13 protein-coding genes and 1 pseudogene are annotated in these 16,332 nt (G+C 42.7%); 10 read left to right on the forward strand and 4 right to left on the reverse strand.

Translation table 11 applies throughout. The annotated features are described in order from the left end of the window. Window positions 1-36: 36 nt before the first annotated feature. The gene (gene trmD / locus B3E00_RS11105) at window positions 37-714 is read right to left on the reverse strand and encodes a tRNA (guanosine(37)-N1)-methyltransferase TrmD (RefSeq protein ID WP_209577610.1); all 678 of its coding nucleotides are present in this window, start codon (window positions 712-714) and stop codon (window positions 37-39) included. 84 nt (window positions 715-798) lie between these two features. On the opposite strand from trmD, the gene B3E00_RS11110 reads away from it, so the two are divergent. Further along, window positions 799-2,430, forward strand: a complete 1,632-nt coding sequence (locus B3E00_RS11110; RefSeq protein ID WP_293882120.1) for an ABC-F family ATP-binding cassette domain-containing protein — start codon at window positions 799-801, stop codon at window positions 2,428-2,430. Between the two features lie 122 nt (window positions 2,431-2,552). On the opposite strand, the gene gndA is transcribed toward B3E00_RS11110, so the two are convergent. Continuing rightward, window positions 2,553-3,968 (reverse strand): NADP-dependent phosphogluconate dehydrogenase, encoded by a 1,416-nt coding sequence (gene gndA, locus B3E00_RS11115; protein WP_293938448.1) that lies wholly within the window; start codon window positions 3,966-3,968, stop codon window positions 2,553-2,555. Between the two features lie 181 nt (window positions 3,969-4,149). On the opposite strand from gndA, the gene B3E00_RS11120 reads away from it, so the two are divergent. The 9 genes from B3E00_RS11120 (at window position 4,150) to B3E00_RS11160 (ending at window position 15,278) form a co-directional block, all read left to right on the forward strand. Continuing rightward, window positions 4,150-5,661 (forward strand): gluconokinase, encoded by a 1,512-nt coding sequence (locus B3E00_RS11120; protein ID WP_293938449.1) that lies wholly within the window; start codon window positions 4,150-4,152, stop codon window positions 5,659-5,661. A gap of 16 nt (window positions 5,662-5,677) precedes the next feature. Then, window positions 5,678-7,000, forward strand: a complete 1,323-nt coding sequence (locus tag B3E00_RS11125) for a gluconate:H+ symporter (RefSeq protein ID WP_293882067.1) — start codon at window positions 5,678-5,680, stop codon at window positions 6,998-7,000. Window positions 7,001-7,125: 125 nt separating this feature from the next. Then, window positions 7,126-8,610 carry a TPM domain-containing protein gene (locus B3E00_RS11130; protein ID WP_293938451.1) on the forward strand — a complete coding sequence of 495 codons (1,485 nt, stop codon included), beginning with the start codon at window positions 7,126-7,128 and terminating at the stop codon, window positions 8,608-8,610. A 164-nt stretch (window positions 8,611-8,774) separates the two neighbouring features. Then, window positions 8,775-9,380, forward strand: a complete 606-nt coding sequence (locus tag B3E00_RS11135; RefSeq protein WP_293938453.1) for a CDP-alcohol phosphatidyltransferase family protein — start codon at window positions 8,775-8,777, stop codon at window positions 9,378-9,380. After that, window positions 9,373-10,218, forward strand: coding sequence for a phosphatidate cytidylyltransferase (locus tag B3E00_RS11140; protein WP_293938455.1), 846 nt, complete (start codon window positions 9,373-9,375; stop codon window positions 10,216-10,218). Before B3E00_RS11135 ends, B3E00_RS11140 begins: the two co-directional genes overlap by 8 nt. A 70-nt stretch (window positions 10,219-10,288) precedes the next feature. Continuing rightward, entirely contained in the window at window positions 10,289-11,320 is a 1,032-nt protein-coding gene (locus B3E00_RS11145; protein WP_293882059.1) for a patatin-like phospholipase family protein, read from the forward strand. An 82-nt stretch (window positions 11,321-11,402) separates the two neighbouring features. Next, window positions 11,403-12,158: an SDR family NAD(P)-dependent oxidoreductase gene (locus tag B3E00_RS11150; protein WP_293882057.1), complete on the forward strand. Its 756-nt coding sequence runs from the start codon at window positions 11,403-11,405 to the stop codon at window positions 12,156-12,158. After that, complete coding sequence (locus tag B3E00_RS11155; RefSeq protein ID WP_293882055.1) at window positions 12,140-13,465, forward strand: phosphatase PAP2 family protein; 1,326 nt, start codon at window positions 12,140-12,142, stop codon at window positions 13,463-13,465. Before B3E00_RS11150 ends, B3E00_RS11155 begins: the two co-directional genes overlap by 19 nt. Before the next feature lie 106 nt (window positions 13,466-13,571). Beyond that, window positions 13,572-15,278 (forward strand): bifunctional alpha/beta hydrolase/class I SAM-dependent methyltransferase, encoded by a 1,707-nt coding sequence (locus tag B3E00_RS11160; RefSeq protein ID WP_293882053.1) that lies wholly within the window; start codon window positions 13,572-13,574, stop codon window positions 15,276-15,278. A 395-nt stretch (window positions 15,279-15,673) separates the two neighbouring features. Here the strand turns inward: B3E00_RS11160 and B3E00_RS11165 are convergent, their stop codons facing one another. Together B3E00_RS11165 and B3E00_RS11170 are read right to left on the reverse strand one after the other, a co-directional pair. After that, window positions 15,674-16,057 (reverse strand): helix-turn-helix domain-containing protein, encoded by a 384-nt coding sequence (locus tag B3E00_RS11165; protein WP_293887590.1) that lies wholly within the window; start codon window positions 16,055-16,057, stop codon window positions 15,674-15,676. Between the two features lie 118 nt (window positions 16,058-16,175). Then, window positions 16,176-16,310, reverse strand: a pseudogene (locus tag B3E00_RS11170) (type II toxin-antitoxin system YoeB family toxin); the annotation flags it as partial. Window positions 16,311-16,332 lie beyond the last annotated feature (22 nt).

Consider the following 16,332-nt stretch of genomic DNA (forward strand, 5'->3'; position numbering starts at 1 on the left):
TTTTTGTGACAAAAAAACAAAAATTCCGCTTATTTCTTAATCATTTAATAAATCAGGGCGTCTTTCTTGTGTCCTTTTCAACTGTTGTTCATCTTTCCATGCGGCAATTTTTGCTTCGTGACCGCTGAGTAGAATATCGGGTACTTTATGGCCTTTCCACTCTGCAGGGCGTGTATAGATAGGTGCGTCGAGCAATCCATCCTGAAATGAATCGGAAAGAGCGGAAGTTTCGTCTGATAATACTCCAGGGATTAATCTGATAATAGCGTCTGTAACAATTGCGGCCGGAAGTTCTCCTCCAGATAGCACGTAATCGCCGACCGAAATTTCTTTTGTTACGTAGATATCACGAATACGTTGGTCAATTCCCTTATAATGTCCACAGAGGATCATCATATTTCCTTTTGTAGATAGTCCGTTCGCAATATCCTGATTGAATGTTTCACCGTCTGGAGTCATATAGATGATCTCATCGTATACACGTTCGGATTGCAGTTGCTCAATACACTTTGCAAAAGGCTCGATTTGAAGAACCATACCGGATCCGCCGCCGTAGGGATAATCATCGACACTTTTGTGTTTATTGGTTGAATAGTCTCTTAAGTTGTGAACATGTATTTCAGCCAAACCTTTATTCTTCGCTCGTTGCAAAATTGAGTGTGCAAATGGACTTTCAAGTAGGTCTGGTAAGACCGTAATAATATCAAAACGCATGGCGCAAAGATACACAAAAATGCACCATTGTCTATTTATAAGATTGATTCGCTTATCTTTGTGCCAAAATTAAGTGAACATACAGTGATTGACGTAAATAATATTTCCGTTTCCTTTGGGGGAACGACTCTTTTTTCAGATGTGTCTTTCTCGATTAATGAGAATGACAAGATCGCATTGATGGGCAAAAATGGTGCTGGTAAATCTACCTTGTTGAAAATTATAGCGGGGGCAGGAAAGCCTACGACAGGTCATGTTTCGGGGCCAAAGGATGCGATTATAGCCTATTTACCGCAGCATTTGCTGACACAGGATAATGTGACTGTTTTTGAAGAGACATCTAAGGCTTTCGAAGAAGTCTACGGAATGCGTGATGAGCTGGAAGGCTTGAATGAGCAGTTGAATATTCGTACGGATTATGAATCTGATGATTATATGCAATTGATCGAACGGGTATCTGAATTAAGTGAGAAGTTCTATTCGATTGAGGAAGTTAATTATGATGCGGAGGTTGAAAAGGTCTTGAAGGGTCTTGGTTTTGAGCGTACGGATTTTACTAGACAGACTTCTGAATTTTCCGGGGGCTGGCGTATGCGCATCGAGTTGGCTAAGATATTACTAAAAAAGCCAGATTTGATTTTATTGGATGAGCCTACCAATCACATGGATATTGAGAGTATTCAATGGCTTGAGGACTTCTTGGTCAATTCGGCGAAAGCAGTTATTGTGATCTCGCACGACCGGGCTTTTGTCGACAATATTACGAATCGGACCATCGAGGTGACGATGGGACGGATTTATGACTATCGCGCCAAGTACAGTCATTATCTGGAATTACGTCAGGAGCGTCGTCAGCATCAGTTAAAAGCGTATGAAGAGCAGCAACGTTTTATTGCGGACAACCAGGAGTTCATAGACCGTTTTAGGGGTACATATTCAAAGACTTTGCAAGTACAGTCGCGTGTAAAAATGCTGGAAAAATTGGAAGTTATTGAGATTGATGAAGTGGATACTTCAGCGCTGCGCCTTAAATTTCCGCCATCTCCACGTTCGGGCCAATATCCGGTTATTGTGGAAGATCTGACGAAAGCTTATGGCGATCATGTCGTCTTTCAGAAAGCAAATATGGTTATCGAACGTGGAGAAAAGGTGGCTTTTGTAGGGAAAAACGGTGAGGGTAAATCGACGATGATCAAAGCAATTATGGGTGAAATCGATTTCGAAGGGACGTTAAAGGTTGGGCACAACGCGAAAATTGGTTACTTTGCACAAAATCAGGCGGCATTGCTGGATGGTGAAATGACCGTTTTTGATACCATTGATCAAATCGCAGTAGGTGAAGTACGTGTTAAGATGAAAGATCTTTTGGGCGCTTTTATGTTTAGTGGCGATGATACGACCAAAAAGGTGAAAGTGTTATCTGGAGGAGAAAGAACACGTTTAGCCATGATAAAATTATTGTTGGAACCGGTGAATGTACTTATCCTCGATGAGCCGACCAACCATTTAGACATGAAGACCAAGGACATTATTAAAGATGCTTTAAAAGATTTTGATGGTACGTTGATCCTTGTTTCGCACGACCGTGACTTTTTGGATGGCTTAGCCGAGAAAGTTTTTGAATTTGGAAACAAGCGTGTACGTGAGCATTTCGAGGATATCAAAGGTTTCTTGGAATACAAGAAAATGAGCAGCTTAAAGGATATCGAACGTTAGCCTCTAGATAAACGGCATATAAAACCGATAGGGATTCAGTTGTAAAAAGCGGCTTTTATATAAAAGAGCCGCTTTTTTGCATTTCAAAGGAAGATTCAATTGAATCTTCAAGCTTTTTTCGTTTAATCCCAAAGTGTATGAAAGATGCCTTCTTGATCAATCCGTTCATAGGTATGTGCGCCAAAATAGTCTCGTTGTGCTTGTATCAGATTTGTCGGTAATTTCTCCGATCGGTAGGCATCAAAATAAGCGAGTGCGTTTACGTATCCGGATACGGGGATCCCGTTTGCGATAGCATCTTTGACTACCTCGCGAACGCTGGCCTGCGTGCTCAGTAGCTTCTGTGCAATGGTGCTATCAAGTAGGATATTGCGTAAGCCCGGATTAGTCGCATAGGCTTTTCTAAAATCTTCGAGCAAAGACGCGCGAATGATACAGCCGCCTCGCCAAATTTTGGTTACCACCTGTAAATCTAGCTCATAACTATAGTTCTCTGATGCGACAGTGAGCTGTGCCAAACCTTGCGCATAGGTCGTGATGATCACAAAGTACAATGCATCTTTTAAGCGAGCAATAAGCGTTTCGGCGGGCAGATCAATAGGCTGTCCATCCCATTTAAGTAGTTTTGCCGCCTCCACACGTTCGGGTTTGTATTTGGACATATCGCGCATATTGACCGCTGCATCAATCACCGGCACTGGCACCTGTAGATCCATCGCATTTTGCGAAGTCCATTTACCCGTTCCCTTTGATCTTGCCCAATCTGAAATCAGGTCCACCAAATACTGGTCGCCCTCTTTTTTCTTCAGAATCTGAGCGGTAATCTCAAGCAAGAATGCGTTTAAATCGCCCTTGTTCCATTCTTCGAAGGTCTGCTGTATGGTTTGGGTATCAAAACCATATAATTTTTTCATCAGGTCATAGGTCTCTGCAATTAACTGCATGATACCATATTCGATACCGTTATGTACCATCTTTACATAATTTCCGGCCGACCCGTTGCCTAAAAATTCCACACAGGGTTCGTCGGCTACCTTGGCCGAAACCGCCTCGAATATTGGCCTTAGTCTTTCGTAGGCCTTTCTGTCGCCTCCGGGCATCAAGCTTGGGCCACGACGAGCGCCACTTTCTCCTCCAGATATGCCCATTCCGAAGAAATGTATACCCTTAACGGAAAGTTCATTAAATCTTCTGTCTGTATCCGCGAAGTATGTGTTTCCGCCGTCGATGATTATATCTCCTTTATCTAAAAGCGGAACAAGACTGGCAATCGCCATATCAACCGGCTTTCCGGCCGGCACCAACAGCATAATTGCTCTGGGCTTTTGCAAAACTCCTATAAACTCTTCTACTTGGGTTGTCACTTTGATGCGATGTCCTTCACTTGCTTCAGCTTCCAATGACTCAGCTTTGCGTGGATCGAGGTCTAAGCCTGCTACCGCGAAACCGTTGTCGGCGATGTTGAGCAATAAATTACGTCCCATTACGCCGAGTCCAACTATTCCAAAATCGCAGTTATTCTTTTTATCTATGCTCATCGTTTAATATCGTTTTTCTAATTTGAAATTTACCATTTTTGTTGATACTATGAAAGACAAATTATCAGCAGATCGTTATAAGGCGTTTTTCTCCCTTCAATTACTCCGCTGGTAATGAAGCTTTTGTTGTAAACCCACAGATAATCCGTATATTGAACTCTCCTAAACATCAATTTTATTTATGATTATTGGATTAGACATTGGTACATCATCTGCGAAAGCTGTTGCATTTGACTACGCGGGGAACATCTTGTCACAGCATAGTATATCTTATCCCATATTAAATCCGTCGGAAGGCTGGTATGAGCAAGATCCAGAGATTGTTTATGACGCATGTATTGATTCTATTAGGTATGTCATGATTAGCCTAAAGCGATCTATTGCTGAGATACCGAGACCTGTGTGCATTGCGGTGAGTAGTGCTATGCACGGGCTGATCGCTGTTGACGCGACAGGGAATCCACTTAGCAATTGCATGATATGGGCAGATCGCAGAAGCGAGGATATCGCGGTTGCCTTAGAGACGAGTGAGGTGGGCCGACTGCTTTATCAGCGGACAGGAACGCCAATACATCCCATGTCTTTGCTTTGCAAATTAATGTGGATGAAGTCCAACGATCAAAAATTATTTGCTCAGTCGCACAAGTTTATCGGTATCAAAGAATTTCTTTTTTACCGGCTCTTTGGCGTTTATGTGGTCGATCATTCCATTGCGTCTGCAACAGGGCTTTTCGACATACATCAATTAACATGGTCTGATCAGGCGTTAAGGTTGGCCGGCATATCTGAAGAGCAATTAGCATCTCCAGTTCCGGTCGATCATGTTTTAAATATGCCTAACCGAGAAATTGCGGCCTTGATGCACATCCCTGAAAATACCCCTTTTGTGATAGGTGGTAGCGATGGTTGTTTGGCTAATCTCGGTGTAGGAGCTATACGTCCTGGAGTGGCTTCGGTAACTATCGGTACGAGTGGAGCTATTCGCGTAGCGAGTTCGCAGGCAAATCAAGAAAAAAAGCAAAGGCTATTTACCTACCTACTGAGACCAAATGAATATATAATTGGTGGCGCGGTCAACAATGGCGGTGTATTACGCAACTGGTTTCGAGACAACTTTTTACGCGAATTTATTCAAATGGAAGCAGATGGAGATCCTTCCGCGTCGTTAGATGTTTTGATCGACTCCGTCGTTCCCGGGGCAGAGGGCTTGATATTCTTGCCCTATCTCACTGGTGAACGGGCACCACATTGGAATTCCAATGCAAAGGGCGTTTATTTTGGAATACAGTTGCATCACGGCAGGGCACACTTCGCACGTGCCATGATGGAAGGGATGTTGTTTGCAATTTACAGTGTAGGAATCGCATTAGAGGAGAACACCGGGCCAATTCATACGCTTTTCGCAAGTGGCGGCCTGGCGCGTTCATCATTGTTGGTGCAGATGCTTGCAGACATTTTCAATAAACCTGTATTCACCAAAAATACAGTAGAAAGCTCTGCATGGGGAGCAGCATTGATCGGCTTGGAAGCATTGGGTATACAGGGAGGTGAGCCCACTATAAAAAGCAAACAAGCGCAAGGAAAGCTAGATCCCGAACACTATTATAGACCGAGTGAGGAGAATCACGCCGTATATATGAAAAACTTCCAGAAATTTGAACGCCTGTACCATATATTGGAAGGTGAGTTTTAACTAGATATAAATTATTATGCCGCTAATCATCGTTATTTTGGGAGTAGCTTTATTACTTCTCTTAGTTACTGTCGTCAGATTAAACACGATCTTTTCATTACTGATAACTTCTGTTGCGGTCGGTTTTGCTATGAATATGAGTGCTGTCGATATCCTTAAATCTGTTGAAACCGGAGTGAGCAGTACCATGGGCCAGTTGGCACTTTTGTTGGCTTTCGGGTCTTTACTCGGGAAATTGATGGCGGAGGGTGGTGCTGCAGAGAAGATTACAACGGTATTAACGGCTGTGTTTGGGAGAAAGAACTTACCGTGGGCAATGGTTCTCACGGGCTTTTTAGTAGGGATTCCCTTATTTTACAATGTCGGTTTTATCGTTTTGGTTCCGTTTGTTTTCATGGTATGTGCTTCCAATAAAATGCCTTTACTTTATGTCGCTATTCCGCTGCTCGCAGCGCTTTCCGTGACGCACGGGTATTTGCCGCCACATCCGGGAGCTACAGCCATAGCGGTTACTTACAATGCGGATATCGGGTTGACGATGGCCTATGGCATTGTTGTGGCCATTCCTGCCATAATTATCGGAGGACCACTCTTTGGCAGGATGCTTAAGCACATTCCGACCAACCCACCGACCGAGTTTTTTCCTGAACAGAATAACGCAGATAGAAAAGAGCTCCCCGGATTTGCAATTAGCATATTTACGGGTCTTTTTCCAATAGTTTTAATTGCTTTTGGTTCATTTTCACATCTCATATTTCCAGCAGGTTCTTCTTGGTTGACGGCACTACGTTTCTTGGGTGACCCAGTGGTGGCTTTAATGATCGCATCGCTAATGGCGATGTACACAATGGGTATTCGTCAAGGCAAAAGTTTGCGGGACCAGTCCGCAAGTGTGGAAGAAGCAATCCGCGGGATCATGATGATCCTTTTTATCATTGCAGCATCAGGCGCCTTCAAGCAAATTTTGGTAGATAGTGGTGTAGCGAACTACATCGCTGACCTAACCGCAGACCTGAGCTTGTCACCTCTTGTGCTTGCATGGTTGATAGCTGGTATCATCCGTCTAGTGATTGGTTCGGCTAGTGTTGCTGGGCTAACGGCGGCGGGCATTATGCTTCCCATTGTGCAGGCAGGCGATGTTACTCCCGAATTAATGGTGCTAGCGACGGGAGCGGGTAGTCTCATGTTCTCGCACGTCAACGATCCGGGATTTTGGATGTTTAAATCTTATTTTGGAGTGAGCATGAAGGATACGTTTCGCTCATGGACTGTGATGGAAACGCTCGTCTCTGTTGTTGGATTGATCGGTGTCTTGATTTTACACTGGCTTGGTCATTGACAGCGATGAAATAGTTTCATACGGATACTTTCACCCTTTTTCTAGGCATCGCCCTTTAAATAAACAACATAAATTTTTTTTTCTTAATATCGTGAAAATGAACCGAATTTTGCTGTTCTAAAATTATGCTGAAGTTACATCGATTTTATATCTTTTTTTTGTTGTGGTTGGGAACTTTCCTAACTGGACTAACATCTTTTGGACAATCTACTGCTTATACAGTAGATAATTTGCCCAATCCAAAAATAAAGGGGCAGGATTATTTTGTGTCCAATCCCGATGGGATTCTATCTTCGGGTGCTGTGTCTGAGTTAGATGGTTTGTCGTCACAGATTGAGGCCGCTACAAAAAGTGAATTTGCCATCGTTGTTGTTAACAATTATATGGGTGACAGTGATTTTGAATTTGCTTTAAAATTATTCAATACATGGGGTATCGGTAAGAAAGAAAGCAACAATGGGCTTTTATTGTTTATTGCAAAAGAGAGGCATGAATACCGCTTTATTACTGGATATGGTATGGAGAGTATCTTGCCAGATGCTTATCTTAAACGTATAGGAGAGAAGTATCTCGTACCCAACTTCCGAAATGAAGATTATGATCGCGGTGTTTTAGAAGCTTCGGGTTTTATAAAAACAATACTGACGGCCGCAGACAGCAGGGCTGAACTGGAGCGCTTAATGCCGGAAGCGATACCTGTTTGGAGCTTTAAAAGTCCTATCCTGCGCAACTCTCTTTTGGTCTTGGGCTTGTTTGCAATATGTTATATCTGGCTGGGTGAGGTGACTAGAGCAATAAAGGGGCAGCTTACGAAAAAGAGTAAGTATTTTCCACCTTTGGTAAGCGGATGTGGCTGTATGGGGATACTCATGTTTATCAGTGTGTTTATCTGTGCCTTTGCCTTAAACAATTTTGAGGTGGTTTATCAGTGGAAAAATTTACCCTATTTTATATTTGTATTTGGCAGCATCACTTTGGCGATGAAATATAATGCTAGCCGCACACAGATTGTTAACTCCTATCGCGATGAGGAGAATATTCAGCGGGCCTTACGTAAATTTCGTGTGTGGGGACTTGTACCACTATTGCTTAGTCCATTGGCCTTATTTGATCTTATTGGATTGAATAAACGGATTCGGAAAAATGAACTGCGGCTGGCCCCGCCTGATAATTCAGGACGTTGGTTACGGATGAATAAGGATGATGTATCTACGCGAGAAAGCGCATATCTGGATGCTGGCCAGCTTTTGGAAGAGAAAATTGGCAGTCGATCTTACGAGATCTGGATAAACCAGACAAGCAATGAAATCAAGCTGGTTCCATGGGATGAAAATGCTGGCTTTGTCGATTGTCCTGCATGCCATTATAGAACCTTTGAAACAGGGCGTACTAAAACGATCCGAGCCGCAACCTATAGTTCACAAGGGCTAGAAGAACGTTTTGACCTCTGTAAGAATTGTGGACATCGTGTATCTCATGGGGAGCATTCAATTCCTGTGAAGGTGCGGTCTACATCAAGCAGTTCTGGCGGTGGATCTAGTAGTAGCGGTGGTGGCGGTAGCTTTGGCGGTGGATCTTCTGGCGGCGGAGGTGCCGGCGGACGATGGTAATCCATAATTTAAGGACAAAAAAAAAGGTTTTCAAACGGGGAGAATGAAAACCTTAAATAACCAATTATAAACCTAAATTATGATGATACAAATATAGTGTATTTATTACACTATGCAAATTTTTTTTTAAAAAAAATAAAAAAGAGAGCTATAGCTCGTACACTATGATTTCTGTTTATAAATTAAAACCAAAATTTCAGCAGTTGTTGATGCCCATTTTGAACTTTTTGCATCGAAAAAAGGTGACTGCAAATCAAATTACGATCGGGTCGATCGCACTGTCTATTCTTATAGCGCTGCTGTTTTGGTATGCCGATCGTTTCCCGGTTTTCTTTTTGGCATTGCCAGTCGGATTATTGTTACGAATGGCGTTGAATGCATTGGACGGTATGATGGCCCGTCTTTTCAATCAGATGAGTAAAACAGGTGAAGTTCTGAACGAGGTGGGCGATATTGTCTCCGATGTCCTGATCTTTTTCCCTTTGCTGAAATTTCATCCCGAGAGTTTATACCTGGTTGTATGCTTTATTATTCTGAGCGTGATTAATGAATTCTGTGGTCTAATTGGAAAAGTGGTTGCCAATGACCGTCGTTATGACGGGCCCATGGGGAAAAGTGACCGTGCACTGCTGTTGGGGTTATACGGGATTTTGTGTTTGTTGCATATTTCGATCACTGCATTTTCGAGCTATTTTTTTGCGGTGCTATGTTTGTTATTGGTCTTGAGTTCCATAACGCGATTGAGAAAGGCATTGGTGGCACATGAGTGAAGTATCTAATCCGAAGGACAAGTTTGCTGATGTCCCTGTAAGAGTCAGAAGCTGGGGCTACATTGTACTTGTATTGGCGATTGCTTTCGTCCCCCAGACAACATCTTTGCTGTTTGTTTCTTGGCTTACCTTTCAGGGCCTGCGCGAATTTATGAAGATGTTTGTGCCCAATTTTAGTTTTGCGTTGCCCTTTGCTGTTGTCGTTGGTCTATTGCAATTGCTACTTTTAATCTACTGCTCGTATGGAGCTTACTTGTTATGGGCTGCACTGTTGTGCATAGGGATTGGGCTTTTTTTTCGGTTGGAACAGAAAACAACGGTGAGCGCCGCGATCGGAATGACTTTTGGAGCGGCTGCCTGCTTGCTTGCATTCAGCCAGCTGACCTTTATCCGGGCAGTAGAAATTCATCAGAATGAGTGGATGGGATTGCAGCTTTTGGCCTATATCATCGTTTTAACGGAACTGAATGATGTATTCCAATACCTCATGGGCAAATTCTTTGGTAAGCGAAAGATCGTTCCGCGCATCAGCCCAAATAAAACTGTTGTCGGATGTATCGGCGGTATCGGAGTGACGATAATTCTGAGTAATATCTTGGGCTATTTGTTATTACCCTTCGGAGATTTTATCTGCTTTTCTTTGTTAGGTCTACTCTTTGGTGTTTTAGGCTTTTTCGGTGATGTGCTTTTTTCCTTTTTGAAACGTAGGACGGGAGTCAAGGATACGGGAACATTAATCCCCGGACATGGTGGATTGTTGGATCGGATAGATAGCCTACTTTTTAATGCGCCTGTTTTCTATGGTTTGATTTGTTTGATAGAAATGACGAATTTGTAATGGTGACTAAAAAATTGGGATTAGGTCTTGACCTTGTAAAAGGATACACGCACATCTAATATATCGCGAAATGCATTATCAACGGGCAGTTTTATTTTCAGGTGGTGGTACTCGTTTTGGCTTGTACCTAGGAATGTATGCGGCGTTGGGCGAACTGGGGTTAAAACCGGATTTACTGATAGCTACCTGCGGTGGATCATTGGCTGCTGCGATTATTCAGGCTTTTGAAAGGGATGCAGAACGGAAATCCTATCTCCAGTCCGAAGAGTTTTACCGCTTCTTCTGTGGACATCAGCTTACGGAGCAGCGCCATCTGGGCAAACTTGGTTTATATGTATTGAAAAAGCAATGGGATAAACGATCGGCTCCTTATCTGGAAGATGTCTTTGATCGCTACCTGGTCAAGATGGAACATGATCTTTCCCCCTTATTACCGACTTTGAACCGCCCATTTTCCCAGGAAATACCCTCAATTATTATTGGTTCGAGAATGCTTTTTGACCGTTCGGAAGTTGGGGAGAGACGTGGCGAACGTAAGCTCTATCAGAAAGTCCTGATGGGGAATGCAACTGCCCTGTCGAACGTAAATCTGGATGGTATTCAACTCCAAGGTGTAAACTATGCACAAAGTGCTGTTGCTCCAACGACAGTGATCAATAGAACGGTAACATTGTTGGAGGCTGTTCGTATTTCGATGTCCGATATGTTTTATATTGAGCCAATAGAGCGGAATGGGGAGTATTATGCCGGCGGAGCCATTGATCTGGTGCCTGTGGAGCTCGCGCAGTCTTTGGCGACAGAAGTGATCGGTGAACGGAAGCAGCTATACAAATTGCAGGAAGAAGGATTGGTCAGAGCTGTATTAGGCTTCAGTGGGAATCAACGTCTGAGGGATATTAATCAGCAATTTCGGGAAATCCGATGGATTGATACAAGGGATGCTGCGGAACAGCTGGTAGGAAGCTATTGCAGAAAAGGTATAGATTGGCGTAAATTTGAAATAACATTGTCCCTGCCGACCAGTCTGGATGAATTTGCGGCTGCTATGGAAACACAGTGGAATTATGGATATAGCAAGACGATGGAACTGGGGATGGGCTAAGGCACGACGGATTGGAATAAGTGGAATTCGGGGGAGGTTCTGAAGAGGTGGAAATAGTATATGATTTGATCATTCTTTTAATATGAAGGTATTTATCGCAGGTGGAACAAGTGGAATAGGTCTAGCATTAGCAAAAAGCTACCTCCAACAGGCGGCGGAAGTTGCCGTATGTGGCCGGGACCTTTCAAGGCTGACTAATCAGCCAGCATACGATGCGCTCGTCAAGTTTAAAGCAGATGTATGTGATCGGGATGCTTTGGCTGCTGCTGTTGATTCTTTCTGTCATCATGAAACATTGGATCTTTTTATCAATTGTACAGGAAGCTATGCCGATGATGTAGCACAGTGCATCAGTTATGAGGAGGCAAGTGCTATGCTCCGAGTCAATATGTTGGGTACCTTAAACTGTTTTGAAGTCGCCCGCGAAGTCATGCGTGGACAATCAAAGGGGCAAATTGCAACAATAGCATCCGTCTCGGGAACTTTAGATTTTCCGAATTCCAGTTTGTACAGCAAAACAAAACGAGCCGCAATCCAAGTGGCTGATGCTTATCGGAGGGCATTGCTTCCGCTTGGGATTGCAGTGACAGTCATCGCACCAGGGTATGTGGATACAGCCAAGCTCCGTCAGCTTAACCAGCAGGATCTCTCCAAAAAGCCCTTTTTGATCGATGTAGATGATGCCACGCAGCGCATCTTAAAAGCGATACAGCAAAAGAAAGAAATCGTGATTTTTCCGAAGCGTATGAAATGGCTGATGGGATTTTTAGGCCTTATCCCCCATGTATTATTAAGTAAAATCATGTTTAGGAAAGCCAAATGGATGAAAAACGATTAAATAAAGTAGGAGGGCAGCTCTTTGTTGCCATCTATTGCCTGTTGCTTTTTCAATTTACCTATCCCTTTACAGCAGCCTACGCGTCTGGTTTAGCTGCGGTCCCTTCTTTTGTATTCGACTTTGAACAGCATATTCCGTTCATTCCATGGATGATTTTGCCTTATATGAGCAGTGGACTTTTTTTTTGCATTGTGCCCTTTTACTGTGGGGAAAAGAAGGAACTTCTGTGCTATGCAAAGCGATTTACGTTTGTCACCTTGATTGCAGCTCTATGTTTTCTTCTCGTTCCGCTGCGGTTTTCTTTTGACCGGTCGCAGGTCGAAAATCCTTTATTTGCAATTTTCTTTTCCTTCTTAACGGAACATGATTCGCCTTTCAATCAGGCACCCTCCCTTCATGTCGCTTATGCCTGTCTTTTTTGGTCGGTGCTGCGCCGGAGGTTCAACGGATGGAAGAAAATAATCTTGGGCATCTGGATACTGATGATGGGCTTAGGGACATTGACTGTATATCAGCACCACGTGATCGACCTATTGACAGCTTGTATACTGGTTCAGTTCAGTTTTATCCTCTTCCCGAATGCCATTGAACAATCGGCACAAAGGGTGTCTATAGCGAATAGTTATTACCTCGTCGGGTGGATATTCACGCTGCTAGCACTCCTCTGCGAGGCATATGTGTTGCCCTTGATTGTTTTTGCTTGGATAGCTTTTGTCTGCTTTGCGGTAGGTTACAGTTACCTGCGCAATAATACGGGGTTTTTAAAGGGTCATCAGGGTCGAATACCGCTGATAAAGAAAGTATTTTATGCTCCTTACCAATTTGCTTACTGGTTGATGTGGCGTTTTTTTAGAAAGAGAAATAATCCGCCGCTGATGGAGTTACTTCCGCGCTGTTACGTGGGACCAAGATTGAGTGATTCGGAGCTTGTATACTTGGGACTAGGTCGCGATCTGGTTGTTTTTGACCTCGCAGCTGAACTGCAGGAGGTAAAACTCTTAGGTGCCATGGGAAAATATTATTCTTTTCCTTTACTGGATGTTGCGGAGGTCGATGTGGAAGATGTCCATGTGATCATAGACGCAATGCTATCTGCTTACCGGAACTTGAATGCGCATGAAAATATGGTCATTCATTGTACCATGGGATATAGTAGAAGTATGATTTTTGCTATTCTTATGACGCGGGAATTTTTATCTTTAGACTTAAATAATGCTATAGATCACGTGAAGTCGATCAATAGGCATATGGTACTGCGAAGTCATGCGATCCAGTTGATGAAAATTATAGTCGCTGGCCGATCCTGATCAAAAAATGGTGGCTTGATCTTTGTTTTTAGTAGTCACAGCTGAATAGATACGGAAATTACATACTTACATACGCCATTGTATAGATGGGATAAATTATAAAAAGATGAAATCAGGTTATTTTAAGAGTTTCGATCAGGGGGAACTGCTATATCGTGTTTGGAATTATCAAGAGGGCCAAAAAGCTTTAGTTGTATTGCACCGTGGGCATGAACATTCAGAACGCCTGCAGGAGATGGCGACCGATCCGCAGTTTGCCGATTATTCCATCTTTGCATTTGATTTGCGGGGCCATGGCCATACTAAAGTGCCCGTATCATCAGTATTCATGGATAATGTGCGCGATCTGGATTATTTTGTCTCCTATATGCGTACCGAATATGCAGTTGACACCGAGGACGTCTTTGTCATCGCCAATAGTATTGCTGGGGTCATTGTAAGTGCTTGGGTACATGATTTTGCCCCTCCGATCGCAGGTATGGCTTTATTGGCCCCTGCCTTTGAGATTAAACTGTATGTACCATTAGCCAGCCAAATGATTGCACTTGGAACCAAGCTGAAAAAGGATCTCGTTATCCAAAGCTATGTTAAGGCGAAAGTACTGACCCATGATATTGAGCAACAACAGGCTTATGATGCTGATCCCCTGATCTCAAAATCCATTAATGGCGCCTTATTGGTCGACCTATTGAAAGCGGGTGTGCGTATTGTCGATGATGCGGCTGCAATCGATATTCCCGTGATTGTACTATCCGCCGAAAAGGACTATGTGGTCAAAAACTCAGTGCAAAAGCAATTCTTCGTGTCCATTGCTTCCAAGCTGAAGACATTTATTACCCTGCGCAATTTTTATCATGGTATCCTGTTTGAATCCAACAGACAGAAAGTCTATACCTATTTAAAAGATTTTATTACGAAAGCCTATGCAAGGCAAAAGCCTGAACAGGGGCTTGAGCCCGACGAATTTTCCGTAAAGGAATATGAGAAATTGTATCATAAGGTGATGCCTGCGGCTGAGAAGCTAAACTATGCTTTCCAAAAATGGACTTTAGGCAAGATCGGATCATTGAGTCATGGGATGAACTTAGGTCTTCAATTTGGCTTTGATTCAGGAATTTCATTGGATTACGTTTATCGCAACGAGCCAAAGGGTAGGTTGGGACTAGGTAAAATCATCGATAAAGGGTACTTGGAGGCGATTGGATGGAAAGGAATACGTTTACGCAAACAGCATCTATTACGTCTATTAGAAGAGAACATTGAGCAGGTCAAGTCTACAGGCCGACCTGTGAAAATTCTGGATATTGCTGGCGGTACCGGAAATTATTTGTTTGATATCAAAGAAAAATACCCAGAAGTGGAGATCGTGATCAATGAGTTTATGTTGTCAAATATTGCAGTCGGTGAGAAAATCATTAAGAGGAAAGGGCTCCACGGAATACGTTTCAGCAATTACGACTGTTTTGATCCGGAGACTTACGCAAAACTGGATTTTGTCCCTAATATTGTGGTGATCTCGGGTATTTTCGAATTGTTTGGTAACAATGAAATGGCGAGCAGGGCTGTACATGGCGCGACTTCCATTTGTGAGGAAAACAGCCATCTGGTCTATACCGGACAGCCATGGCATCCACAGTTGAAAATGATCGCTTATGTGCTGAATAGTCATCAGAAGAAAGACTGGGTCATGCGCCGACGGTCCCAGAAAGAATTGGATCGGATTATGGCTTACAATGGTGTGCACAAGGAGCGGATGCTTATTGACGATTACGGGATATTTACCGTTTCTTCGGGGACTGTGAAAGCCGGATAATCGTATTTCCGAACGATCTGTATATAGAATCGTAACCAGGTAAGCTGTTAAATTATTTTCATGTTCTTGGTTAATAGGATTGTACGTATGAAATGAACAGCATAGGGGGTGTGCTAAATAGATAGTGTTTAAGCTATGGATTTGGCGCAAGTTGACCCCCTTGTCTACGCAAAATAACCCATTTTCTGCTTCCATTGCTCAGAAATGCAGATCCAATCCGTTTGACAAAAAGACTTTATTCCACTTTTCAGCTCGAAAGATCTACGAAAAGTAGTTGTAATATCTATATACTCCAAATATGTTAAACGAGCTGGAGAAGACAATAGAATATCTTGAAGAGAGCTTTAGCGGAGAAGAGAACAAAAATTAGCTCAAAAGATTGAAAAGCTTATAGCCTAGTAGTAATTACTAATATGCTTGTATAAGTACACTTGTATAAGTACATCTGTAGGGATATTGAGTTTTTCGTGAAGTTTTCTAATGATCTCAAGAGAGAGTTTCCGCTTTCGATTTAATATTTCACTTGCACGGCTTTTTTGACCAAGAACATCAGCAAGATCATTCTGTGTAAAATTTAGTTGCTCCATTCTGAATTTGATGGCCTCAACAGGATCAGGGAGATTAATAGGAAAATGTTCGGTCTCATATTTATCGATGAGAAGCCCCAAAACTTCCAATTCATCTCCTTCTTTTGAACCTATTTTAGCATCAAATATTACTTCAAGGCGGTCTAAAGCCTGTGCATAATCTTCTTCAGTTTTAATAAGTTTTGCTTCCATCCAGTATTTTCGCTGAGTTTATTATCTACAGATAATGGCCTTTAAGAGACTGTATTTCGAGTATTGTTTCTCCATTTTCTTCGTATACTTCATAGATAAGTCTGTGCTCCTGATCTATTCATCGTGACCACGAGCCGGATAATTCATATTTCAACGCTTCTGGTCTGCCTATACCCTCAAATGGTGTTTCTAATATAGAAAGAATAAGAGTTTGAATCTTCTTCTGGATTATTTTGTTACCTGATTTTTTCCAGAATTTTAAATCTTATACCGCT

It is taken from the genome of Sphingobacterium sp. UBA5996 (assembly GCF_002429765.1).
Lineage (GTDB): Bacteria > Bacteroidota > Bacteroidia > Sphingobacteriales > Sphingobacteriaceae > Sphingobacterium.